This is a genomic window from Bradyrhizobium sp. STM 3562 (assembly GCF_045571435.1).
GTDB lineage: Bacteria > Pseudomonadota > Alphaproteobacteria > Rhizobiales > Xanthobacteraceae > Bradyrhizobium.
Genome location: NZ_CP120694.1, coordinates 3,962,415 through 3,986,191 on the forward strand (window position 1 = coordinate 3,962,415; position 23,777 = coordinate 3,986,191).

20 protein-coding genes and 1 pseudogene are annotated in these 23,777 nt (G+C 63.3%); 13 read left to right on the plus strand and 8 right to left on the minus strand.

The annotated features are described in order from the left end of the window. Positions 1-3: 3 nt before the first annotated feature. Positions 4-1,818, minus strand: a complete 1,815-nt coding sequence (locus P6U23_RS18185) for an ABC-F family ATP-binding cassette domain-containing protein (protein ID WP_407181068.1) — start codon at positions 1,816-1,818, stop codon at positions 4-6. A gap of 150 nt (positions 1,819-1,968) precedes the next feature. On the opposite strand from P6U23_RS18185, the gene P6U23_RS18190 reads away from it, so the two are divergent. The 3 genes and pseudogenes from P6U23_RS18190 to P6U23_RS18200 all read left to right on the plus strand — a co-directional run bounded on the left by P6U23_RS18190 (position 1,969) and on the right by P6U23_RS18200 (position 5,653). Further along, on the plus strand, positions 1,969-2,769 hold the full coding sequence (locus P6U23_RS18190) for a hypothetical protein (protein ID WP_407181069.1): 801 nt from the start codon (positions 1,969-1,971) through the stop codon (positions 2,767-2,769). Positions 2,770-3,065: 296 nt separating this feature from the next. Next, positions 3,066-4,411 (plus strand): annotated as a pseudogene (locus P6U23_RS18195) (IS5 family transposase). A gap of 96 nt (positions 4,412-4,507) precedes the next feature. Then, on the plus strand, positions 4,508-5,653 hold the full coding sequence (locus P6U23_RS18200) for an IS4 family transposase (RefSeq protein ID WP_407181070.1): 1,146 nt from the start codon (positions 4,508-4,510) through the stop codon (positions 5,651-5,653). A 73-nt stretch (positions 5,654-5,726) separates the two neighbouring features. Here the strand turns inward: P6U23_RS18200 and P6U23_RS18205 are convergent, their stop codons facing one another. Continuing rightward, the gene (locus P6U23_RS18205; protein ID WP_407181071.1) at positions 5,727-8,099 is read right to left on the minus strand and encodes a xanthine dehydrogenase family protein molybdopterin-binding subunit; all 2,373 of its coding nucleotides are present in this window, start codon (positions 8,097-8,099) and stop codon (positions 5,727-5,729) included. A gap of 183 nt (positions 8,100-8,282) precedes the next feature. Between P6U23_RS18205 and P6U23_RS18210 the strand changes: the two genes are divergently transcribed. Together P6U23_RS18210 and P6U23_RS18215 are read left to right on the plus strand one after the other, a co-directional pair. Then, positions 8,283-9,350, plus strand: a complete 1,068-nt coding sequence (locus tag P6U23_RS18210) for a Ppx/GppA phosphatase family protein (RefSeq protein ID WP_407181072.1) — start codon at positions 8,283-8,285, stop codon at positions 9,348-9,350. Positions 9,351-9,493: 143 nt separating this feature from the next. Continuing rightward, complete coding sequence (locus P6U23_RS18215) at positions 9,494-10,189, plus strand: RlmE family RNA methyltransferase (RefSeq protein ID WP_407181073.1); 696 nt, start codon at positions 9,494-9,496, stop codon at positions 10,187-10,189. A 135-nt stretch (positions 10,190-10,324) separates the two neighbouring features. Here the strand turns inward: P6U23_RS18215 and P6U23_RS18220 are convergent, their stop codons facing one another. The 3 genes from P6U23_RS18220 to P6U23_RS18230 all read right to left on the minus strand — a co-directional run bounded on the left by P6U23_RS18220 (position 10,325) and on the right by P6U23_RS18230 (position 12,762). After that, complete coding sequence (locus tag P6U23_RS18220) at positions 10,325-10,507, minus strand: hypothetical protein (protein ID WP_407181074.1); 183 nt, start codon at positions 10,505-10,507, stop codon at positions 10,325-10,327. A gap of 117 nt (positions 10,508-10,624) precedes the next feature. Beyond that, complete coding sequence (locus P6U23_RS18225) at positions 10,625-11,116, minus strand: hypothetical protein (protein WP_407181075.1); 492 nt, start codon at positions 11,114-11,116, stop codon at positions 10,625-10,627. A 170-nt stretch (positions 11,117-11,286) separates the two neighbouring features. After that, positions 11,287-12,762 (minus strand): MFS transporter, encoded by a 1,476-nt coding sequence (locus P6U23_RS18230; protein WP_407181076.1) that lies wholly within the window; start codon positions 12,760-12,762, stop codon positions 11,287-11,289. A 135-nt stretch (positions 12,763-12,897) separates the two neighbouring features. On the opposite strand from P6U23_RS18230, the gene P6U23_RS18235 reads away from it, so the two are divergent. The 4 genes from P6U23_RS18235 to P6U23_RS18250 all read left to right on the plus strand — a co-directional run bounded on the left by P6U23_RS18235 (position 12,898) and on the right by P6U23_RS18250 (position 16,399). Further along, the gene (locus P6U23_RS18235) at positions 12,898-13,149 is read left to right on the plus strand and encodes a hypothetical protein (protein WP_407181506.1); all 252 of its coding nucleotides are present in this window, start codon (positions 12,898-12,900) and stop codon (positions 13,147-13,149) included. Between the two features lie 193 nt (positions 13,150-13,342). Continuing rightward, complete coding sequence (guaB, locus tag P6U23_RS18240; protein WP_407181077.1) at positions 13,343-14,839, plus strand: IMP dehydrogenase; 1,497 nt, start codon at positions 13,343-13,345, stop codon at positions 14,837-14,839. Between the two features lie 131 nt (positions 14,840-14,970). Next, the gene (locus P6U23_RS18245) at positions 14,971-15,993 is read left to right on the plus strand and encodes an NADP-dependent oxidoreductase (RefSeq protein WP_407181078.1); all 1,023 of its coding nucleotides are present in this window, start codon (positions 14,971-14,973) and stop codon (positions 15,991-15,993) included. 118 nt (positions 15,994-16,111) lie between these two features. Continuing rightward, complete coding sequence (locus tag P6U23_RS18250; RefSeq protein WP_407181079.1) at positions 16,112-16,399, plus strand: hypothetical protein; 288 nt, start codon at positions 16,112-16,114, stop codon at positions 16,397-16,399. On the opposite strand, the gene P6U23_RS18255 is transcribed toward P6U23_RS18250, so the two are convergent. Further along, positions 16,396-17,229 carry a metallophosphoesterase family protein gene (locus tag P6U23_RS18255; protein ID WP_407181080.1) on the minus strand — a complete coding sequence of 278 codons (834 nt, stop codon included), beginning with the start codon at positions 17,227-17,229 and terminating at the stop codon, positions 16,396-16,398. The genes P6U23_RS18250 and P6U23_RS18255 overlap by 4 nt on opposite strands. A gap of 134 nt (positions 17,230-17,363) precedes the next feature. Between P6U23_RS18255 and P6U23_RS18260 the strand changes: the two genes are divergently transcribed. The 3 genes from P6U23_RS18260 (at position 17,364) to guaA (ending at position 20,910) form a co-directional block, all read left to right on the plus strand. Then, a complete protein-coding gene (locus P6U23_RS18260) occupies positions 17,364-17,786 on the plus strand; it encodes an MAPEG family protein (RefSeq protein ID WP_407181081.1) in 423 nt (140 codons plus the stop codon). 34 nt (positions 17,787-17,820) lie between these two features. Further along, positions 17,821-19,122, plus strand: coding sequence for an RsmB/NOP family class I SAM-dependent RNA methyltransferase (locus tag P6U23_RS18265; RefSeq protein WP_407181082.1), 1,302 nt, complete (start codon positions 17,821-17,823; stop codon positions 19,120-19,122). A 189-nt stretch (positions 19,123-19,311) separates the two neighbouring features. Continuing rightward, a complete protein-coding gene (gene guaA / locus P6U23_RS18270; protein ID WP_407181083.1) occupies positions 19,312-20,910 on the plus strand; it encodes a glutamine-hydrolyzing GMP synthase in 1,599 nt (532 codons plus the stop codon). Between the two features lie 391 nt (positions 20,911-21,301). Here the strand turns inward: guaA and P6U23_RS18275 are convergent, their stop codons facing one another. Together P6U23_RS18275 and P6U23_RS18280 are read right to left on the minus strand one after the other, a co-directional pair. Beyond that, a complete protein-coding gene (locus tag P6U23_RS18275) occupies positions 21,302-21,877 on the minus strand; it encodes a PIN domain-containing protein (protein WP_407181084.1) in 576 nt (191 codons plus the stop codon). Further along, entirely contained in the window at positions 21,867-22,313 is a 447-nt protein-coding gene (locus tag P6U23_RS18280; RefSeq protein WP_407181085.1) for a DNA-binding protein, read from the minus strand. Before P6U23_RS18280 ends, P6U23_RS18275 begins: the two co-directional genes overlap by 11 nt. Before the next feature lie 281 nt (positions 22,314-22,594). On the opposite strand from P6U23_RS18280, the gene P6U23_RS18285 reads away from it, so the two are divergent. Next, a complete protein-coding gene (locus P6U23_RS18285; protein WP_407181507.1) occupies positions 22,595-23,731 on the plus strand; it encodes a hypothetical protein in 1,137 nt (378 codons plus the stop codon). Positions 23,732-23,777: the final 46 nt, after the last annotated feature.

Below are 23,777 nucleotides of genomic sequence, written 5' to 3' on the forward strand. Positions count from 1 at the left end.
TGGTTAAGCCTGTTCAATTTCTTCGCGTAACAGTTCGAGCTCCAGCCAGCGATCCTCGGCCGCAATCAGCTCCGCTTGCGCGGTCGCGATCGCGGCGGAAGCTTGGTCGAAGGTCTTGCGGTCTTTCTGGTAGAGATTGGGATCGTCGAGAAGCCTCTGCTGCTTGCCGATCTCGGCCTGCAATCTTGCGATCGTCTTGGGCAGCGTCTCCAGCGCGTGCTTTTCGTTGAAGCTCAATCGGCGCTTCGGCGCGGGTGCGGTCGGGGATGCCGCCCTCGTTTCCTTTTTCTCCTCAGTCGCCTGCGCCTTCACATCCTCGCGCTTTAAGTCCGCGCCGCGCTGGGCCAGCATGTCGCTATAGCCGCCGGCATATTCGATCCACTTGCCGCCGCCTTCAGGGACGATCACCGAGGTCACCACGCGATCGAGGAAATCGCGGTCGTGGCTGATCAGGATGACCGTGCCCTCGTAGTCGCCGAGCATGTCTTCGAGCACGTCGAGCGTTTCCAGGTCGAGGTCATTGGTCGGCTCGTCCAGCACCAGCAGATTGGAAGGCTTTGCCAGCGCGCGCGCCAGCATCAGCCGGCCGCGCTCGCCGCCCGAGAGCACCTCTAAGGGCGTGCGCATCTGCTCCTGCGCGAACAGGAAATCCTTCATGTAGCTGACGACGTGCTTCGGCTTGCCGCCGACCATCACATGATCGCCACGGCCGCCGGTCAGCGCCTCGCTCAGCGTCGATTTCGGATCGAGGCTTTCGCGATGCTGATCGAGCGTCGCCATCTCGAGATTGACGCCGAGCCGCACGCTGCCGCTGTCAGGTGCAATGGCGCCGGTCAAGAGGTTGACCAGCGTGGTCTTGCCGGCCCCATTCGGCCCGACAATACCGACGCGGTCGCCGCGTTGGATGCGGGTGGAAAAATTGTCGACGATCTTGCGATCGTGATAGGCCTTGCTGATGGCCTTGGCCTCGATGACCAGCTTGCCGGATTTCTCCGCCTCCGCCGCGGTCAAATTGGCGTTGCCGGCGGCGCCGCGGTAGTTGCGCCGCTGCGCGCGTAGCGCGTGCAGATTAGCGAGGCGTTTGACGTTGCGCTTGCGTCGGCCGGACACGCCATAGCGCAACCAGTGCTCCTCATCGACGATCCTGCGCTCGAGCTTGTGCTGCTCGCGCTCCTCTTCCGCCAGCACTTCGTCGCGCCAGGTCTCGAAGGCGGCGAAGCCGCGGTCGATCTGCCTGACCTGGCCGCGGTCGAGCCACGCGGTCGAGCGTGAGAGGTTGGTGAGAAAGCGGCGGTCGTGGCTGATCAGGACCAGCGCGCCGCGGCGGTTTTCGAGTTCTGCCTCCAGCCATTCGATCGTCGGCAGATCGAGATGGTTGGTGGGCTCGTCGAGCAGGAGAATGTCGGGCGATGGCGCGAGCACCCGCGCCAGTGCCGCGCGACGCGCCTCGCCGCCGGAGAGATGGGCAGGATCTTCGTCGCCGGTGAGTCCGAGCTGCTCTAAAAGATAGCGCGCCGGATAGTGGTCATCGCCGGGGCCGAGGCCGGCTTCGACGTAGGCCAGCGTCGTCGTGTGGTCGCTGAAATCCGGCTCCTGCGGCAGGTAGCGGATGGTCGCCCCCGGCTGCACGAAGCGGGTGCCGCTGTCAGCCTCGACCAGGCCTGCCATGATCTTCAGCAGCGTCGACTTGCCGGAGCCGTTGCGGCCGATCAGGCAGACGCGCTCCATCGGCGATACCGAGAGCTCGACGCCGGTGAGCAGCGGCGTGCCGCCAAAGGTGAGGCGGATGTCCTTGAGTTGGATCAGCGGCGGGGCCATGAGTAGTTCGGTCGTCCGTTCCGTCTTGCGTGACTTGCGCGGGTGGTACTCCATCCCGGCATAAATGGCGAGCGAAAGGCGGGCCTTGCCAGCGCAGTTCCCGGGCGTACCATGATGGCTGAACCGGCCCATCAATCACGGGAATAAGCCATGAGCAGCGCGTTTCAAAGCTATCGCGTGTCGGCCTACAACACCGCGAAACAATCCGAAAACAAGATGCATGACGATACGGTCGCGCGCCAGTTCGGCTTCTCGGGTGGCCTCGTGCCCGGCGTCGATGTCATGGCCTATATGATGCATCTGCCGGTGGCGAAGTGGGGCCGCGCGTTTCTGGAGCGCGGCCTGATCGAAGCGCGCTTCGTGAAGCCGGTCTACGACGGCGAGACCGTCGACTTGAGGGCTACCGAGAGCGACGGCGCGTTGGCCATCGAGGTCGAAAGCCGCAGCGAAGTCTGCGCGACGGGGAGTGCTTCCTTGCCGGCCGCCGCGCCAGCGGTTTCGCGGGCCGATTTCAGGGAGGTTGCCGCGGTCGCGGAGCGCAAGCCCGTGAATGCGAGCTCATACGAATTTGGCAAATGGCTCGGCACAGTGCCACGGAGCTGGGCGGGCGATGCCGCCAAGAACTACCTCGCCGATATCAGAGAGACCGATCCGATCTACTTACGCGAAAGCCTTGCCCATCCCGGCATGCTGCAGAAGGTGATGAACCGCGTGCTGGTCGACAATGCCATTCTGGGACCTTGGATTCATGTCGGCAGCCGCATGCAATTGTTGTCCGCCGGCAACGCTGGCGATGAGATCACCGCGCGGGCCAAGGTGATCGGCAACTATGAGAAGAAGGGCCACCGTTTCGTCGAGCTCGACGCGCTGGTGATAGCCAACGGCGCCACGCCGCTGGCGCATTGCTGGCACATCGCGATCTACCACCCGCGCGGGCAGGCCGCGGCGTGAGAGAGTTACAGCGCGCCAATCTTTCCGCTCGTCATGCCCGGGCTTGTCCCGGGCATCCACGTCTTTCCGCACGTGATGCGCCACGTGGATGGCCGGGACGAGCCCACGGCTGTCCGGTTTAGAATGTCGTCCGTGAAAATGAGCCGAGGCCGTTGAGCGGGAATCGGTTTTTGGCGCCGGTTGCGGTTTTGAGATTGCAAGCTTTCGAGGGTTGAGGCCTCGAAAGCTTGCAATTTCGTTTTCGAGATTCCCTCGAATCGCCGGGCATGATTCTGTGGTCGCAGCGGAGGGGACCGATGCGACCGAAAAAGTCGGAACCGACAGCGGAAGGCGATCTGTTTCGCGCCAGGCTGGATCAGATCATCAATCTGAAGCACGAGCTGGTGCAGCTCGGCGCCAAGATCGACTGGGATTGGATCGATCGCGAGATCGCACCGCTCTACAGCGACAAGGGCCGGCCGGGCGTGGCGAGCCGCTTCCTGATCGGGCTGCTGCTGCTCAAGCACATCTACGGCTTGTCCGACGAAGGCGTCTGCGAGCGCTGGGTCTACGACCCGTATTTCCAGCACTTCACCGGCTTTGAATTTTTCCAGCATGAGTTCCCGCACGAGCGTTCCGGCCTCAGCCATTGGCGCAAGCGGCTTGGTAGCAAACTGGAGCTGTTGCTGGCCGAGAGCCTGAGGGTAGCGCATGAGACTGGCGCGTTGCGGACGCGCGATCTGAAGCGGGTGACGGTGGACACCACCGTTCAGCCCAAGGCCATCACCTTCCCGACCGACGCCAAGCTCGTCCATGCGGCGATCAAGGGCCTCAATCGGCTGGCACGCGCGCACGGCGTGCGGCTGCGGCAGTCCTATCTGCGTATCGCCAAGCGGGCGGCGATGATGGCCGGGCGCTATGCCCACGCCAAGCAGTTCAAGCGCCATCGTCGGCAGTTGCGCAGCTTGCGAACCTGGCTCGGCCGGCTTATCCGCGACATCCGCCGTAAGATCGGAGGTCAGTCGAGCTTGAGGCTGCCTTCGAGCAGGCGCTTTTGCGCGCCGCGCAAATCCGCTCCCAGGAGCAGCGCCAGCGTGGCTGGAAGCTCTATTCCTTCCACGCGCCCGAGGTCGAATGCATCGGCAAGGGCAAGGCCTCGGCGCCTTATGAGTTCGGCGTCAAAGCCTCGATCGTGACCACTAACGCCCGCGCTCCGGGCGGCCAGTTTGTGCTGCACGCCCAGGCGCTGCCGGGCAACCCATATGACGGCCACACGCTCGGTGACGTCATCGAGGCCACCGAGAAGCTCACCGGTTGCGCGATCGAGCGCGGCTATGTCGACAAGGGCTATCGCGGCCACAAAACCGAAAACCCGCGCCGCGTCTTCATCTCCGGCCAGAAGCGGGGCGTCTTCGGCGCAATCAAACGCGAGCTCAAGCGCCGCTCAGCCATCGAGCCCGTGATCGGACACATGAAGACCGACGGTCAACTCGGCCGCTGCTATCTCAAGGGCCGCGAGGGCGATGCGGCCAACGTCATCCTCTCTGCCGTCGGCCACAATCTCCGCCTCGTCCTCGCCTGGCTTAGCCTTCTGCTACGCTTGATCTTGAACGCCTTGATGCGACTGCTCGCCGCCCCAACCGCGCTCAAATGGGCTTCTTAACGGACGACCAGAATTTGTGGACAAGGGGCATGGCGTTGATTCTAGTCTGTTCTGGACGTCTGCAAGCGTTCCGGGACACGACAGGAGATCAGCGCCATGCCGCATCACAATACAGTATTCCGCGAGGTTCTGAAGCTCGTGCCGTGGCATCGGTTTGAAGCGCTTGTGGAAGGACATGATGCGGATGCGCGCGTGCGGCGGCTGCCGACCAAGGTGCAGTTCCTGGCATTGCTGTACGGCCAACTTTCGGGGGCGGCGGGGCTGCGCGAGATTGTGACGGCTCTTTCGAGCCATGAGGCGCGGCTCTACCACCTTGGCGCAGCGCCGGTCCGGCGATCAACTTTGTCCGACGCCAACGCCAACCGGCCTTTCACGGTGTTTACCGGGCTGCTGGAGTTGATGATGAAGCAGGCCCACCGTGGCTTGCGCCGCAAGGTGGCCGAGGCGGTCTATCTGATCGATGCCACCAGCGTGCGGCTGAACAGATATAGTGCCGACTGGGCGCAGTTTTCGGCCGGCGTCTGCGGCGCCAAGGTGCATGTGATCTACGACGCCGACGCCGATCAGCCGATCTATGCGGCGGTCACCGCGGCCAATGTCAACGATATCACGGCAGCCCATCAGATGCCGGTCGAGCCGGGTGCGACCTATGTCTTCGATCTCGGCTATTACGACTATCTTTGGTGGGCCGCGCTTGATGCCGCCGGATGCCGGATCGTCACCCGCTTCAAATCCAATACGCCGCTGGACGTCATCGAGGAGCTTGCGGTCGTTCCCACCAGCAACATCCTCTCCGACCGTATCGGCTTCTTGCCCGCGCGCCAGGCCAAGAGCCGCCGCAATCCGATGCAGGATGCCGTGCGCGAGGTGCGGGTCAGGACCGACACCGGCAAGGTCCTGCGCATCCTGTCGAACGATCTCGATGCCCCCGCCGAGGAAATCGCCGAGCTCTATCGCCGGCGCTGGGCCATCGAGCTGTTCTTCCGCTGGGTCAAGCAAACCTTGAAGATCACCCGCTTCGTCGGCATCTCCGAGAATGCGGTGCGCATCCAGATCGCCGTCGCTCTGATTGCCTTCCTGCTGCTACGTCTGGCTCAAGCTGCCCAAAAAGCCGTCCGAAGCCCGCTCGTCTTCGCCAGGTTGGTCCGCGCCAACCTCTTGCACCGCAGATCAATCCACAATCTGCTCGATCCGCCACCGCTCCTTCAAGATCAGCAACAGACGAGCCTTCCTCTATGCTAACTCTCAACCGGACAGCCGTGGGACGAGCCCGGCCATGACGATCGTGGAGGGGGAGCGTGCGTCGCTCACATCCTCACGCCGCCCTGGCTTTCGCCTCCTGAATCGCCCGCCAGACGCGCTCGCTCGTCAGCGGCATATCGATGTGTTTGATGCCGTAGTCGGAGAGCGCATCGATCACCGCGTTGACGATGGTGGAGAGGCTGCCGGCGCAGCCGGCTTCGCCGCAGCCCTTGGTGCCAAGCGGATTGGTCGTGGCCGGCACCGGGTGATCGCCCACCGTCATGAACGGGATGTCCTCCGCGCGCGGCATGGCGTAGTCCATGAACGAGCCGGTCACGGGCTGGCCGCTCTCGTCATATTGCACGTGCTCCATCAGCGCCTGGCCGATGCCCTGCGCGACGCCGCCGTGGAGCTGGCCTTCGACCAGCATCGGGTTGACGACGGTACCGAAGTCGTTGACGCCGGTGTAGCGGACCACTTGCACGACGCCGGTGTCCGGATCGACCTCGACTTCCGCGACATGGCAGCCGTTCGGGAACGCCGAGGGCACCGGCTCGGTGGTGTGGTCGACATCGAGCGAATTGGGCACGCCTTCCGGCATCTTGCCTTCGCGCAGGCGCTTTGACAGCTCGATGATGTCGATGCTGCGATCGGTGCCCGCGATGGTGAAGCGGCCGTCGCCGAATTCGATGTCCGCTTCGGAGGCTTCCAGCAAATGCGCCGCGGCGCGCTTGCCTTTTTCGATCACAAGCCTGGAGGCCTCGACGATGGCCATGCCGCTTGCCGTGATCGAGCGCGACCCGCCGGTGCCGTTACCGGTGTGCACGATGTCGCTGTCGCCCTGTTCGAGCTTGATGCTCTCGAAGGGCACGCCGAGCTGGGCGGACAGCACCTGCGCGAACGGCGTGGCATGACCCTGGCCGTAGTCGAGCGTGCCGGTGATCAGCCGCACGCTGCCGTCGGCCTCGAACATGATCTTGCCGAGCTCGACGCCGGGAGGGGCCGTGACCTCGAGGTAGGAGCCCACGGCAATGCCGCGCAGCTTGCCGTTCTTCTTGCTCTCGCGCTTGCGCTTGGAGAAGCTCTCGTAATCCGAGAGCTCCAGCGCCTTCTCGAACACGCCCTGGAAATCGCCGCTGTCATAGGTGACGCCGGACGCCGCATTGAACGGCATCTGGGCGGATTTGACGAAGTTGCGCTTGCGCAACGTGACGCGGTTGATGCCCATTTCGTCCGCGGCGCGGTCGATCAGGCGCTCCATGTAGTAATTCGCCTCGGGCCGCCCGGCGCCGCGATAGGCGCCCATCAGCGTCGTGTTGGTCAGCACCGTCTTGATGTCGATTTGGATCAGCGGCGTGCGGTAGACGCTGGGGAGATTCTTGCCGGTGTTCAGCGACAGCGGGCTCGGCGCGACGCCCGTGATATAGGCGCCGAGATTGCCGTAGCCGGACAATTTGACCGCCAGGAAATGGCCTTCGGCGTCGAGCGCGAGCTCGCCATGGATTTTCTGCGCGCGGCCCTGGCTGTCGGACAGAAAGCTGGTCGAGCGCTCGTCGGTCCATTTCACGGGGCGGCCGAGTTCCTTCGCGGCATGCAGGATGCAGATATATTCGGGATAGTTGATGTTCTTCATCCCGAACGAGCCGCCGACATTGGCGGTCAGCAGGTGAACCTTCTCGGGCTCGACCTTCAGCAGGGTCTTGAGCATGTTGCGGTTGCCGGACACGCCCTGCGTCGGCACTTGGATCGTGTAGCGGCCGCTGTTCTTGTCGAAGGAGGCAAGGCCTGCGCGCGGCTCCATCGGCACCACGGCGACGCGGGTGTTGATCATATCGAGCTTGGCGATATGCGCGGCCTTGGCAAAGGCCGCCTCGACCTTGTCGGTGTCGCCATAGTGATAGTCGAGCGCGACATTGTTGGGGATGTGATCATAGAGCTGCGGCGCGCCCGGCTTTGCCGCCTCCTCGGGGTCGGTAACGGCCGGCAGCGGGTCGATGTCGACGACAACCGCCTCGGCCGCGTCGCGCGCCTGAGCGGCCGTCTCCGCCACCACGAACGCGACGGGATCGCCGACGAAACGCACCTTGTCGGTCATCAGCGCGGTGCGGTTGGTCTGCAGGAGCGGCGTGCCGTCGCGGTTCTTCAGCGGCAGGCCGCAAGTGAAGGGGCCGTAGCCGGCGGCAGCAAGATCGGCGCCGGTCCACACCCCGAGCACGCCGGGCATGGCCTTGGCGGCCGAGGTGTCGATGCCCCTGATGATGCCGTGGGCGTGGGTGGAACGCACGATCCAGGCATGCACCTGGCCGGGCAGGTTGAAATCGTCGGTGTATTTGCCCTTGCCGCGCACCAGCGTATCGTCCTCCTTGCGGCGGACGGGTTGGCCGACGCCGAATTTTTGCAGTGCGATAGCGGTTTCCAGAGCGGACGCGGGCGTGTGATCTTGCATGGGAAATGCCTAATTTGCGCGAATTCGCGGGGGCATCCCTCAAATATCGCACCGATACCGCCCGGACAACGCCCGTTTGGACATGGTCCCATTGGCCTGTTGCACACCCCCTTGGCACTGCTAATGTTTCAGTCGAATGAGAATTCCGGGCCGGTCGATGAGGCTGGCGGAAAGACTTTTTGAATGAACGATGACACGCGGCTTCGCGACGGCCCCGGGCTGGCCGAAGAGCTGCAAAGGCCCGTTGCTGTGGATACGGCGCCGGAGCTTTCGCGCACCCCGGGAACCAGCGTCTACGCGGCGCTGGATCTCGGCACAAATAACTGCCGCCTGCTGATCGCCTGTCCGTCCGACGACGGCTTTCGCGTGGTGGATTCCTTCTCGCGCATCATCCGCCTGGGCGAGGGTATTTCCGCCACGGGGCGCATCAGCGAGGCCGCGATCGAGCGCGCCGTCGCCGCTCTGTCCGTTTGTCGCGACAAGATCGAGGCGCGGAAAGCAAAACGGCTGCGGTTGATCGCCACCGAGGCTTGCCGCGCGGCCTCGAACGCGGACCGTTTTCGCGATCGGGTGGCCGCTGAGACCGGCATCGCGCTCGAGGTGATCGACCGCGAGACCGAGGCGGCGCTGGCGGTGATCGGCTGCTCGCCGCTGGTCGATGCCAGAGGCCGCGGTGCCATTCTGTTCGACATCGGGGGCGGCTCGACCGAGCTGGTGCGCATCGAGCGCGATCCGGGCGAGCCCAACACCGAGCCGCGCAGCAAGGCCTGGATGTCGATCCCGCTCGGGGTCGTCACGCTGGCGGAGCATTTCGGCGGCCGGGACGTGACGCGGGAATCGTATCGGCGCATGGTCGCGGAGGTGGCGAGGCACGTCGCGCCGTTTGCGGCGGAGCATGGACGCGACCTCCGGGACATGCACCTGCTCGGGACCTCCGGCACCGTAACCACGCTCGCCGGCATTCATCTCAACCTGGCGCGCTACGATCGCAGGCGGGTCGACGGCATCTGGATGAACGGAGCCGAGATCACCACCACCATCGACCGCCTGCTCGCGATGAGCTATCAGGAGCGCGCCAGCAATCATTGCATCAGCGTCGACCGGGCCGATCTGGTGCTGGCGGGTTGCGCCATCCTCGACGCGATCCGCAGCGCCTTTCCGCTGCCGCGGCTGCGGGTCGCCGATCGCGGCCTGCGCGAGGGCATGCTGGTCGAGATGATGCGCGAGGACGGCGCGCTGCGGGCTTTCTGACTGATGCCTCACGACATCTCATTCCGGCCCACCTCCCGTCATTTCCGGGGCGGCGCGGAGCGCCGAACCCGGAATTCCGAAGTTGTGGGGCGGGATTCCGGGTTCGCGCTAACGCGCGCCGCGGAATGACGACAAGGATCGATATGGCAAAGGATTCCACCGGCCGGCTGCACGTTACCGTTAGAGCCAAGGGCAAACGCAAACTGTCCTCAAAACTCTGGCTGGAGCGGCAGCTCAATGACCCCTATGTGGCGCAGGCCAAGCGGGAGGGCTTTCGCTCGCGCGCGGCCTACAAGCTGATCGAGATCGACGACAAGTTTCATGTGCTCAAGCCCGGCATGACCGTGGTGGACCTCGGCGCCGCGCCCGGCGGCTGGAGCCAGGTCGCCGCCAAGCGCGTCGGCGCGCCGGCCAAGGGCAAGGTGATTGCGATCGATCTCTTGGAGATGGGGGAGATACCAGGCGTCGATTTCGTGCAGCTCGATTTCCTTGACGAGAGCGCGCCGGAAAAGCTGATCGCGATGCTCGGCGGTCGTGCGGATGTGGTCATGTCGGACATGGCCGCCAACACCACCGGCCACCGCAAGACCGATCAATTGCGCATCGTCGGCCTGGTGGAAGCCGCCGCGTTGTTTGCGAGCGAGGTGCTCAATCCGGGCGGAGCGTTCTTGGCGAAAGTGTTTCAGAGTGGCGCCGATGCCGAGCTCTTGGCGCAGCTCAAGCGCGATTTTTCCGGCGTGAAGCACGTGAAGCCGGCAGCGAGCCGGCAGGATTCATCCGAGCGTTACGTGCTGGCGACGGGGTTTCGGGGTGGACCGAGGCCGCTGTCAGCGGCGTGAAGGCTCTCTCCACTCGTCATGGCCGGGCTGTCCCGGCCATCCACGTCTTAGCCTGGGGGGAAGAAAGACGTGGATGCCCGGGACAGCCCGGGCATGACGGTGGGGAGAAATCGTTCGCTCCAATCGCGCCGGGCCTTAAGCACCCTCGAATTCGCTCAGGGACGAAGCCTGCTTCCGCTGCTTGATCTCATAGCAGATGCAAATCAGCCCAAGAGCAAAGCCCGCGGCAGATGTCGCGCCGTGGCTGAACAGACCAATAAAGATGCTGAACGGCACAATGATCCTGGCGACATCCCGCGAAACGATCTGATGGGTCATTGTTGCTCCTCCAAGAGGAACCGATAGTCTGGGGCGGATGAACCTATTCTGAACGCTGCCCAAGATTGATACGTGAGGCGCAGCTCATGCCAATTGTCGGAGAACGACTTCTGCGAGTCAGCGGGGCAGGAGACACAGGTGGTAAATGTCCACCGCGACACCGATAGCGGCCGCGATCGTCAGGCCCGCTGTTGCTAGTTGCCTCAGGATTTTCTTGTAGGCAGGCTGCATCCCGCGCAGGTAGCCAAATTCCTTGGCGAATCCCTTCGAAAGCAACAGGATCCATGAGCAAGTCAGACAGAGCAAGCACGCAAGGATCACGAAGCCTGTGCCTAAGAGCGAGCCTTTGCCAAAGTTGATGAGCACGGGCCAGCCGAGCGCTGCCCCCAATGCCAAGAACCACACGCCGCCAATATAGCGGGCGAGGGTGCTCTGAACCCAAATCCCGAACAACACAGCGATGCCGATGCCAATCCGTTCGATCGATCCGCCGGCATTGCCGGGCTGAACAGTCGTCACATAAAGTGACAGAGATAAGTCCATTAGGCAGATCGCCAGGACGAGTAAAAGCGTCGGTCCGTAGTATTTTCTGTCGCCTGCAAGCTGCAAAATGTGCTCCCCATCCGCAATTCACGCTTACCGGACAACGCTCCGGCGGCTCAGCGTCAGCGGCTACCCACGCGCAGTATGTCCGTGATTTGCGCCCTTGGCGAGTACCTGATGCTTCGACAGGCGCGAGTCGGCGGCATGAGCTTTTTGCAAGCGGGGCGAGGTTTGGATCACCCCAGCCGCTGATCCCGCGCGTCTTCCGTCGTCTCGCTCGGTGCCGATGCCGCCGCCAGCGCTGCACGCTTGCGGCTGGAGATCGCCGCCGCCTTGCGTCCGGAGATCTCGTGGCCGGCATCATCGGGCATCTGCCAGAAGAAATAGGAAGAGGCGGCCGAAATGACCGCGACCACGACAAACGCCGGCGCGAACATCGTGGCGTTGAGCTCATTCACATGCCGCAACCACATCGTGGTCTCCACAGAGAACGCGCCGACCGCAACGCCCGCGGAGACCGCCAATTGCTGGTTGACGCTCACCAGCGTGGTGGCCCGGCTCATCTGGGTGGGCTCGACTTCCGCATAGGCCACCGTGTTGATCGCCGTGAACTGCAGCGAACGGAAGAAGCCGCCGACGAGAAGGATGATCATGATGAGCAGCAGCGGCGTCGTCACCGTGAACAGCGCGCAGGCCGCCAGGAAGAAGGCGCTCACGACGGCATTGACGGTCATCATGTTGCGAAAGCCGAAGGCGCGGATGATCCGCGCGGCAAGGGCCTTCATGCCCATGGCTCCGGCCGAGGACGCGAACGTGACGAGACCGGATTGAAACGGCGTCAGCCCGAAGCCGACCTGCATCAGGAGCGGCAGGAGGAACGGCAGGGCGCCGATGCCAACGCGGAACATGAATCCGCCGATAATGCTCGCCCGCAGGGTCGAGAGCCGCAGCATCGAGAAATCGAGCACCGGCGAGCCGGTCCGCCGTGCATGGATGATGTAGAGCGTCATCGAGATAATGCCGATCCCGATCAACGCGATCACGACGCTCCAGGGCAGCAGGTTGAGCCCGGCAACCGAGAGCCCGAATGCAATTCCCGCAAGTCCGATGCCGGCCAGCACCAACCCGTAGAGATCGAAACGCTCAAGCTCCTCGCTCTTGATCGGATCGATGAAGCGCAGCGCCATGAAGATGCCGAGCAGCCCGATCGGGATGTTGATCAGGAAGATCCAGTGCCAGGAGAAATAGGTGGTGATGAAGCCGCCGAGCGGCGGGCCGATGACGGGGCCGATCAGCGCCGGCACGGTCACCCAGGCCATCGCGTTGACCAGCGCGCTCTTGTCGATCGAGCGCAGCAGCACCAGTCGGCCGACCGGCGTCATCATCGCACCGCCCATGCCCTGCAGGATGCGCGCGAACACGAAATCGGTCACCGAGGATGAGATCGCGCAGCCGATCGAGCCCATCATGAAAACGCCGACCGCGATCGCGAACACCAGGCGCGCGCCAAAACGGTCGGCGGTCCAGCCGCTCGCCGGGATGAATACGGCGAGCGACAACAGGTAGGAGGTGATGGCGAGCTTGAGCGTGAGCGGGCTCGTGCCGATATCGGCGGCGATCGCCGGCAGCGAGGTCGCAATCACCGTGGAGTCCATGTTCTCCATGAACAGGGCGGTGGCCACGATGAGCGGAATCACGCGTTCTTTGTTCATCCAGGCTTCGACGGCGGCGAGAAGCGGAAAGGAGAGGGGCCTGTATCATCCCGTTGCCGCGGAGGCTATTGCGGAACCTGCATGGCCCCCTACATCCTCTGCGGCGCGATATTCGCGGCCGGAGCCGTCAAAACGATGATCTACATCCTTGCAGCGCTGCTGCCGCCGTTGGGTCTGCTTTTGAACGGACAGCCCTTTTCGGCGGTTTTCAACCTGGTTCTGCTGGTCTTTTGCCTGGTTTTGGGGCTGTTTTTCCATGTCCTGCTGCTGGTGCCCTCGGCGCACGCGCTCATTGCGGTTCATATGAAGCGGGAGGAGCGGAGGCACCGCGAGGTGGTGGCGGCGATCCGCAGGTACGGGCCGCCGCCGGGCTATCCACGCTACTGAGGTGCGGCGCGAAAGGCCTGTGCGAAAAGTCGCTGTACGACACTTTGATTCGTCACGGGCCCGTGCTATCGACCAGCGTCAACCCCACCGATGGGCATCGATTCGGCGGCGTCGCCTAAGGCTTCGCCGGTGGTCGTGTTCATCCCAGAATTTGCTGCGGCCGGTTTAGGGCCGCCAGAATAAGGAGTTGGCGATGGCGAAGGTCGAGGCCCTTCAGGGCATCCGCGAAGCCTATACGTTCGACGATGTGCTCCTGAAGCCCGGCCTCTCGGACGTGCTACCCGGCGAGGTCGATATCCGCTCGCACGTCACCCGTGCAATACGGCTCAACATCCCGATCATCGCCTCCGCGATGGACACGGTGACCGAGGCGCGGATGGCGATCGCCATGGCGCAATCGGGCGGGCTCGGGGTCATTCACCGCAACTTCGACCCCGAAGGCCAGGCCGCCCAGGTGCGGCAGGTCAAGAAGTTCGAATCCGGCATGGTCGTCAACCCGCTGACCATCGCACCCGAGGCGACGCTTGCGGATGCGCTCGCCTTGATGAGCCATCACGGTATTTCCGGCATTCCGGTGGTGACGGGCGGTGGTGGCGGCAAGCCGGGCAAGCTGGTCGGCATTCTCACCAATCGCGACGTGCGCTTCGCCACCGATCACAGCCAAAAAGTGTCCGAGCTGATGACGCGTGACAATCTCGTCACCGTTCGCGAAAGCGTGAGCCAGGACGAGGCGAAGCGGATGCTGCACAAGCATCGCATCGAGAAGCTCCTGGTGGTCGACGATCAGTACCGCTGCGTCGGCCTGATCACGGTGAAGGACATCGAGAAGGCGGTCGCGCATCCGCTGGCCTCGAAAGATGAGCACGGACGGCTGCGCGTGGCGGCCGCGACGACTGTCGGCGAGGGTGGTTTCGAGCGCACCGAGCGGCTGATCGATGCCGGCGTCGACCTGATCGTGGTCGATACCGCGCACGGCCATTCCTCGCGCGTTCTCGAAGCGGTCAACCGCATCAAGCGGCTGTCCAACGCGGTGCAGGTGATCGCCGGCAACATCGCGACGAAGGATGGCGCGCAGGCGCTGATCGATGCGGGCGCGGATGCCATCAAGGTCGGTATCGGCCCGGGCTCGATCTGCACCACCCGAATCGTCGCTGGCGTCGGCGTGCCGCAGCTCACGGCGATCATGGATGCGGTGGAGGCTGCAAAGAAAGCAAATGTCTGCGTCATCGCCGACGGCGGCATCAAGTATTCCGGCGATCTCGCCAAGGCGCTCGCGGCCGGCGCCGACATCGCCATGGTCGGTTCGTTGCTTGCCGGCACGGATGAGACGCCCGGCGAAGTGTTTCTGTGGCAGGGCCGTTCCTACAAAGCCTATCGGGGCATGGGTTCGGTCGGCGCGATGGCGCGCGGCTCGGCCGATCGCTATTTCCAGCAGGACATCAAGGATACGCTGAAGCTCGTGCCCGAGGGCATCGAGGGGCAGGTGCCGTATAAGGGCCCGGTCGCCAATGTCATGCATCAGCTCGCCGGCGGCTTGCGCGCGGCGATGGGTTATGTCGGGGCGAAGAACCTGCAAGAATTTCACGAGAAGGCGCAATTCGTGCGCATCACTGGCGCGGGCTTGCGCGAGAGCCATGTACACGACGTGACCATCACGCGCGAGAGCCCGAACTATCCGGGCGGGGCGTAACAATATTCGTCATTCCGGGGCGCTCGCGAATAGCGAGCGAACCCGGAATCTGGAGCTTGTGGTGCGAGATTCCGGGTTCGCGCTTCACGCGCGCCCCCGAATGACGGTGAAACAAAACAGGAGGAATCACCATGCCCCAAGGCAAGCGCATCGTTCTGGCCTCGCGTCCTCTCGGCGAGCCCAAACCGTCCGACTTTCGCACCGAAGACTATGAGGTGCCGACCCCGACCGAAGGGCAGGTTCTGCTGCGCACGATCTGGCTGTCGCTCGATCCCTACATGCGCGGTCGCATGAGCGATGCGGCCTCCTATGCGCAGCCGGTGCCGATCGGTGGAGTGATGGAAGGCGGCACGGTGTGCGAGGTGATCGCTTCCAAGAGCCCGGACTACGAGAAAGGCGATATCGTGCTGGCGCGCGCCGGCTGGCAGACGCATGCGCTCGCCGACGGCAAAGGCTTGCGCAAGATCGACCCGAAGCTTGCGCCGATTTCGACCGCGGTCGGCGTGCTCGGCATGCCCGGCATGACGGCCTATACGGGCCTGCTCGAAATCGGCAAGCCGCAACCAGGTGAGACCGTCGTCGTTGCCGCAGCCTCGGGCGCGGTCGGCTCCGCTGTCGGCCAGATCGCCAGGATCAAGGGGGCGCGCGCGATCGGCATCGCCGGCGGCAAGGAGAAATGCGATTACGTGAAGCACGAGCTCGGCTTCGACGACTGCGTGGATCACCGCGATCCCGAGCTCGCCGCCAAGCTCAAGCACGCCTGCCCCAAAGGCATCGACGTCTATTTCGAGAATGTCGGCGGGGCCGTCTTCGAAGCGGTGTTCCCGCTGCTCAACAATTTCGCGCGCGTGCCGGTTTGCGGCCTGATCGCGCACTACAACGACACTGAGGCAAAGCCGCCGAAATGGGCGGCGAGCCTGATGCGCGCCATCCTCACGAAGCGGCTGACCTTGCGCGGCTTCATCGTCAGCGACTTCGCCGCGCGCCACGACGATTTCCTGCGCGACATGTCGCAATGGGTGCGCGAGGGCAAGGTGAAATATAAGGAGTTCATCACCGAAGGTCTGGGCAGCGCGCCTGCCGCGCTCATCGGGCTGCTCAAGGGCGCGAATTTCGGCAAGCAGCTCGTGCGCGTCGGGCCCGATAAAGCGTGATGGATTGCCACAGCGCAGGGCCGGCGCAGGGGAACGCGGGAACTTCACATCTCCTTGAAGAGTATTCAGAAACTCCGCGTCTGTATCGTCGTTGCTTCTCCAGTCAACGGAGGCATAAATGACGAGATTGAAACTTTTATCCGCCGCTGTTCTAGCCGCGGCGGCGTTCACAACTCCAGCGATGGCCGGTTGGCAGGCAACCCAGGAACCGGGCAACGTCGGGTTCAACTACCCCGACTCGCAGTATCTGACTGGCGGCTACGGCGTGCGGGCCGCGCCGGGGCCGGGCTTCTATTTCCGCCATCCAGCGCCCGGCGCGATGTATGAGATACCGGCGCCCGTCTATGGCTATGGTTATGTGGGCGGTGGCTATGTCGGCGGGCCGGCCGTCTGGTACGGGCCTTAAGGTCGCTCTTTAAGTAGTTCGTCCAGATCGAGATCGATCTGGCCGGGTGCTCTGACGTGACGAACTTCGAACGAGTCGGGCTGGAAACGATATTCCACCAACCCGACTTCTTTTATGCCGATCCGCTCTTGCCGCCTGTCGGAGATGATGAAGCCGGCGGACGGCGCCCAGATATGCCGGACGCCGCGCCAGGTGAAATCCCGCCGTTGATGCACGTGGCCGCTGGCGATCAGGCGAACATTCGCCGCACGCAACATCTGGACCAGCCGCGGCCGCGCAGGGAACGGAACGTAGCGAATGGCGGTCGCCTCCAACTCCGGATCCTCTGGTGTATTGAGGAAGATCGGCTTGTGCAGGAACAGTGCGACCGGCTTGCCGCCGCTGCTGGCAAGCTGCGACGCGAGCCAATCGAACTGCTCGGCCTCGCTGATGAGGCCTGAGTTCATCACGAGCGAATCGAGGCCGATGAAGCACCAACCGGCCGCATCGAATCGCCAGTAGTCGTCGCCAAAAGCCGAGATGAAGGCTTGCCGGCCCTTTTCATTGACCGGTTGCGCCGGCGCCGGGCCGATCTGGGTCGGATTGTCGCCGATGTCGTGATTGCCGGGCAGATAGCGGCAGGCGACGGGGAGGGCATCGTGCAGCGCGCGGGCAAATTCGAGATCATCCGCTTGCGTGGGCGCGTCGAACGCGAGATCGCCGCTGTTGACGACGAGATCAGGGCGCGTGGCGTCGATATAGTCGGCGACCTTGTCGAAATTATAGGTCAATTTCGTCAGGCGCCGCGCAAGATGCGTGTCCGAAATCTGCGTCAGGCGAAGTTCGCTCATGTGTCAGGTCCTTCCCCCCTCCAGCATACAGCGCGCCGGCTTCGGATTCGTGACGTGTGGGCGAGCCTTTGTTGTCAGGCATCGCCGCGGCCGGTATTACATGTGATGGCACGAGACCGCGAGGGGGGATTCCAATGTCGGTTCAGATGGTTTTGCTGCCGCTCTTCGTGCAGATCGGCCTCACTTTCGCACTTCTGATATGGATGGTCGGCTTGCGGCGGCAGACCCTGGTCTCGGGTGAGACCAAGATCAGGGATATTGCGCTGGGTCAGCCGAATTGGCCGGCTCGCGCCACCCAGGTCGGCAATTGCTACCGCAATCAGTTCGAACTGCCGCTTCTGTTTTACGCCTTGATTGCGCTGGCGCTACCGCTGCGTCATGCCGATCTGTTTATCGTCTTGATGTCATGGCTCTTCGTCATCACTCGCTTTGCCCATGCCGGCGTGTTCGTGAACTCCAACGATCTCGGACGCCGCTCGATCGCCTGGCTCGCCGGTGCACTGGTGCTATTGGTGATGTGGATCTATTTTGCGCTCAAGATTCTGCTGCTGATCTAAGCAGTTGTGTCCACTTGCGAACTGAAAGTCTGAGATGACCCCCGCTGCCCGGCTGTCCGCGGCGATCGAAGTGATCGATACGATCGAGGCGCAACGCATTCCGGCGGCGCAGGCGCTGAAGGAGTGGGGAACTGCGCATCGCTTCGCAGGCTCCGGCGATCGCGCTGCCATTGCCGGCCTGGTCTGGGACGTGCTGCGGCGGCGGGCCTCCAGTGCTTACCTGATGGATGAGGAGAGCGCGCGGGCGCGCGTGCTCGGCATGCTCAAGCTCGAGCGCGGCCTCGATGTCGAGGCGATTGGGGCGCTGTGCGACGGCGGTCGCTTTGCACCAGCGCCGCTGACCGAGGCCGAGCGCAAGGCGCTCACCGAGCGTTCGCCGAAAGATGCGCCGCCGCCGGTCGTCGGCGATTATCCGGAGTGGCTCGATCCCTATCTCGAGCAGGCGTTCGGCGCGGACCGTGCGCTGGAAGCCGCGGCGATGGCGAGCCGGGCGCCGCTGGATCTGCGCGTGAACACCCTGAAGGCCAAACGCGAAAAGGTGCTCAAATCGCTTGGCCATCTCGGCGCGAAGCCGACGCCGTGGTCGCCGGTGGGCTTACGGATCGAGCTGTCCGCCGATGCCCGCAATCCTGGCATCCAGGCCGAGGAGGATTTCATCAAGGGCTTCGTTGAAGTTCAGGATGAAGGCTCGCAACTGGCGGCCTTGTTTTCGGCGACAAAACCCGGCGAGCAGGTCATCGACCTCTGCGCCGGGGCCGGCGGCAAGACGCTCGCGCTCGCCGCGTTGATGCAGGGCAAGGGCCGGCTGATCGCGACCGACCGCGATAAGCGCCAGCTCGCGCCGATCCATGAGCGGCTGTCGCGGGCGGGCGTCCACAACGCCGAGATCCGTGCGCCCAAGGGCGAGGCCGATCCGCTGGCCGACATCAGGGCCTCCGCCGACCTTGTCGTGATCGACGCCCCCTGTACGGGAACCGGAACCTGGCGGCGCAACCCCGATGCCAAGTGGCGCATGCGGCCAGGGGCGCTCGAAATCCGCTTGAAGGACCAGGCGGAAGTGCTTGATCGCGCTGTCGGCCTGGTGAAGCCGGGCGGCCGGATCACCTACATCACCTGCTCGGTGTTACCGGTGGAAAACGGCGATCAGGTTCGCGCCTTCCTGGCACGCCACAGCGAATTTTCGATTCTGCCTCCGGATCAGACTGTGACGGTGCTCTGGGACAAGGCCGAGGACTTTGCCGCGGCTGCCCTGCAGACGCCCGAGGGCTGGCTGATGACCCCGCGCCGGACCGGAACGGACGGGTTTTTCGTCTCGGTGCTCCGGCGGACGGGGTGATCTCGCCAAGAGATGTAGGGTGGGCAAAGGCGCGCTTGCGCCGTGCCCACCGGGCTCGTGGCTGGTGGGCACGCTGCGCTTTGCCCACCCTAGGACTACGGGTCCACCGTCACCGCAAAACACGTGGAAGGCCCGCCAAACCTCGGCTGAAGGGTTGCGGTGCAACCTTTCGTCGCGTACTTCCTATCCATGACAGCCAGCACGCAAGCCCGCCCGCCGTCGACGCCGCCCAAGGCCTCGGCGCATGAAAAGATTCTGATTGTCGATTTCGGCAGCCAGGTCACCCAGCTCATCGCCCGCCGCGTCCGCGAGGAGGGCGTCTATTCCGAGATCGTGCCGTTCCAGAAGGCGGAGGACGCCTTCAAGGAGATGCAGCCGAAGGCGGTGATCCTCTCCGGCGGCCCGGAGTCGGTGCATGTCGAGGGCTCGCCCCGCGCGCCGCAGCTCATCTTCGACTCCGGCGTGCCGGTGCTCGGCATCTGCTATGGCCAGATGACGATGGCGGCCCAGCTCGGCGGCGAGGTCGAGGGTGGTCACCACCGCGAATTCGGCCGTGCCGATCTCGAGGTGAAGGCGCCAAGCTCCCTGTTCGAGGACGCCTGGCTGACCGGCGAGAAGCATCCGGTGTGGATGAGCCACGGCGATCGTATCACCAAGATGCCGCCGGGCTTTGCCGTTGCCGGCGTCTCGGCCAATGCGCCGTTCGCCGTGATCCAGGACGAGAGGCGCAAATATTACGGGCTGATGTTCCATCCCGAGGTGGTGCACACGCCCGATGGCGCCAAGCTCATCCGCAACTTCGTCCGCAAGGTTGCAGGCCTCACGGGCGACTGGACCATGCGCGCTTTCCGCGAGGAGGCGATTGAAAAAATCCGCAAGCAGGTCGGCGACGGCAAGGTGATTTGCGGCCTCTCCGGTGGCGTCGACTCCGCCGTTGCCGCCGTGCTGATCCACGAGGCGATCGGCCACCAGCTCACCTGCGTGTTCGTCGATCACGGCCTGCTCCGGCTGAACGAAGCGGAGACGGTGGTCGACCTGTTTCGGCATCACTACAACATTCCGCTCGTCCACGTTGATGCGTCGAAGCAATTCCTGGCCGAACTTGCCGGCGTCACCGAACCCGAGCAAAAGCGCAAGACCATCGGAAAACTCTTCATCGACGTGTTCGAGGAAGAGGCCAAGAAGATCGGCGGCGCGGAATTTCTCGCGCAAGGCACGCTCTATCCTGACGTGATCGAGAGCGTCTCCTTCACCGGCGGCCCGTCGGTGACCATCAAGTCGCACCACAATGTCGGCGGCTTGCCTGAGCGCATGAACATGAAGCTGGTCGAGCCCTTGCGCGAATTGTTCAAGGACGAGGTGCGCGAACTCGGCCGCGAGCTTGGCTTGCCTGAGATCTTCGTCGGCCGGCACCCGTTTCCCGGGCCGGGCCTGGCGATCCGCTGCCCCGGCGACATTACCAAGGAAAAGCTGGACATTCTGCGCAAGGCGGACGCCGTCTATATCGACGAGATCCGCAAAGCCGGCCTGTACGATCGGATCTGGCAGGCCTTCGCGGTGCTGCTGCCGGTGAAGACCGTGGGCGTCATGGGCGATGGCCGCACCTACGATTATGTCGTGGGTCTGCGTGCGGTGACCTCGACCGACGGCATGACCGCGGACTTTTATCCCTTCGACATGAGCTTCCTCGGCCGCACCGCGACGCGCATCATCAACGAGGTCAAGGGCGTGAATCGTGTGGTCTATGACGTGACGAGCAAGCCGCCAGGGACGATCGAGTGGGAGTGAGGGGTGTGGGATGCCGTGGATGGGGTTTGGAGGGGAATAGCGTAGGAAAAATAGAGGGTTATGGGATAGTCCGTTGATCATTCGCCCTCCATCATCTCTCCGCGCCGTTGTTGGTCCAAGTCATTGATTTGACAGGAGTCGACGTTCGCGGCGGACGGACAAGCCGATCCATCTGACGGTTCTTCCGACGGTTTGATCAGGAACTCGCGAGACGCGACGGAGAAAAGATCGTGAGGAGTTGTGATCGTTCTGACGGTCTTTTTCTGAGACCGGTTGCTCGAAGCTTGCAGCGCGGTCCTTCCTGGAATCTTCGAGAAAGCGCGAGCTATTGCAAGCTTGGCTACGATTCACGCACCAAATCCGAATTCGTCGGCAGGAAGCGCGCACGCGGTTAAAGATCGCCAACGTGTTTCTGCGCCCGCTTCGCCAGTTCAGCGAGTCGTTGCTTTCTGAGAATATCAATGAAGTCCAAGGATGAGACCCGGCTCCTGGTCAGATTCCGGCGAGCATTCGCGAGAAACGCAATCATCAGGTCTGGAATTTCGTCATAGAGGCCGGACAGAAATGCATCTGGAGTCTCCCTCCGAAGACCGAACTTCTTCAACTCCTTTGCGGGGAAATGACGAAGGTTCCACGTAAGAATGACGGAGGCGCCTGCGGCGATACCGGCCCCGACGACATGACGATCATTCGGGTCTGGTAAGTTCACGGCCGGGATGTGGTCCTCATGCCCGCTGACCATCGCCGTCGGTAGCGCCTCGTTCATCAGTCGGCGTGTCGTGTCGAGGCGGTCTGCCGGAATGGCGGGCGCGCCTGCCGTCAGATTTCGGACCCATTCGTCGTTGATCGCGTCTGTCCAACGCGCTTCGATAAGGCGATCTACCGCAGCCTGGACGAGAATGTTTCTGAGATGAAAAGGATAGAGGATGCAGGCGTTGAAAACCGCGACCGAAGGCTCAAACGCCATAGCGTCGCCTGAGGTCCTCGGCGTCCTCGGCGAGCGCCTCCATCGCCTGCCGCTGGACGTCCATCTTCGCCTTCAATGCCAGCACGTCCATGAGTTTCGCGCGGCGATGCTTGCCCACATACCGGAACGGCAGGTCGCCGAGATCCATGCGATGGACCACCAACGGTCGGGAGACTCCCAGGATTTCTGCAGCATCATTCGGGCTGAGTTCCTGATCCTCGGTGAGAACAGCGACACGCTCTCCCTGGAGAAGACGGCTGAGCGCAGCCTCGAGCAACGCCGCGGCTTTCGGCGGAAGCCGCACGACCTTGTCTCCGCCCGACTTGCGTCGGACCCGGACTTCGACCTGATCGCCCTTGCCAAGCTTGCCAAGGGGCTTGGCCGCCTTGCGGTCCTGGTCTGAAAGCTCGACAAATTGCAGCACGTGGGTGGTCATGGACGATTCCTTTCCGAGCCCCAATATAAAGTTCAACCCATCTAACTGAAATATCTGAAATTTCTTCCGGGGACGAATGCTGTTGGGGATGCGTGCCAGCCGTGGGGGCTATTAGCTAAGCGGGCTCTGAAAGACACTATCGTTCCACGCGGAGGTGCGTGGAGTCTTTGATACAATCCCGCGGAGCATGTTTGCGCCCATCCGAGGAAATGTATCATTTCGACGTCAACCGGACCGCGCTTACCTTCCCGCTTTCCAATTCCGAGGACTGGCTGCCGAGCATGAGTGAGTATCAGTACTATGAATTTCAAGCGGTCGATCGGCCCCTCGATAAAGACGCCCAGGAGGCGCTGCGATCGATTTCGTCACGGGCGCGGATCACCGCGACGAGCTTCTCCAACCATTACGAATGGGGCGATCTCAAGGGCGATCCGCGCAAGTTCATGGAGCAATGGTTCGACCTTCATCTCTATCTCGCGAATTGGGGCACGCGGCGTCTGATGATGCGACTGCCCAAGCGTTTCCTGAACAGCATGGATGTCGATCCGTTCCTTCGCGAGGTCGATTGGGTGGACGTGCTGACCTCAGGCGGCAATGTGATTGTCGATATTCACCGGGACGAGGTAGAGCCCGGTGACGACTGGGATGATGGTTCCGGTCGGCTTGCCGCGCTGGCACCGCTGCGAGCCGATGTGCTTTCAGGCGATCTAAGAGTATTCTACCTCTTGTGGCTGACGGCGGTGCAGGATGAGCTGATCTCCGACGATAAAGTCGAGCCATTGTCGGGCATCGGTCCGTTAACGGGAGCGCTCGAAGCCTTCGCAGAGTTCTTCGACATTGATCGCGAACTCGTGCAGGCGGCTGCGGAGTCCGGCGTGGATGACGAGCCGATATCCGGGAATGCCCTGCGCGAAGCATTGACCGCTATCGCCGAGGACGAAAAGACAGAGCTGCTGCTGCGTGTTGTCGAAGGTGACAGCCACGTGGCCGCCGAGCTCAGGAGCAGAATCCGCGACAAGCGTTGCGCCCCGCCATCCGCATCGTGTCGCACGGTCGGCGAATTGCGGAGACGGGCGCAGGAGATTAGGGAGGCGAGTGAACGCGCAAAGGCCGAGGCCCGAGAGGCGGAGCGGCGCCGGCAAGCCGAGGAAGCCGAAAGGGGGCGCCGCGCTCGGTTCAAGGCTCTCAAGCAGCGCGGTGACGGCGTGTGGGGCGAGATCGAGGCGGAAATTGAGCGCCGCAGTGCGTCTGGCTATGACAACGCGGCAAGTCTGCTTTCCGACCTGCAGGCGCTGGCCGCCGAAGAAGGAAGCCAAAGCGAATTCGCTCGTCGCCTGGCCTCGATCCGGACGAGACACGAAAAGAAGAGGAAGTTCATCGAGCGACTGATTAAGCTCGGATGCGAAAGTGACGACTGAACATGTCGATTTTTCCGGGTGTCAAGAACGCGATCACGAGATTGCC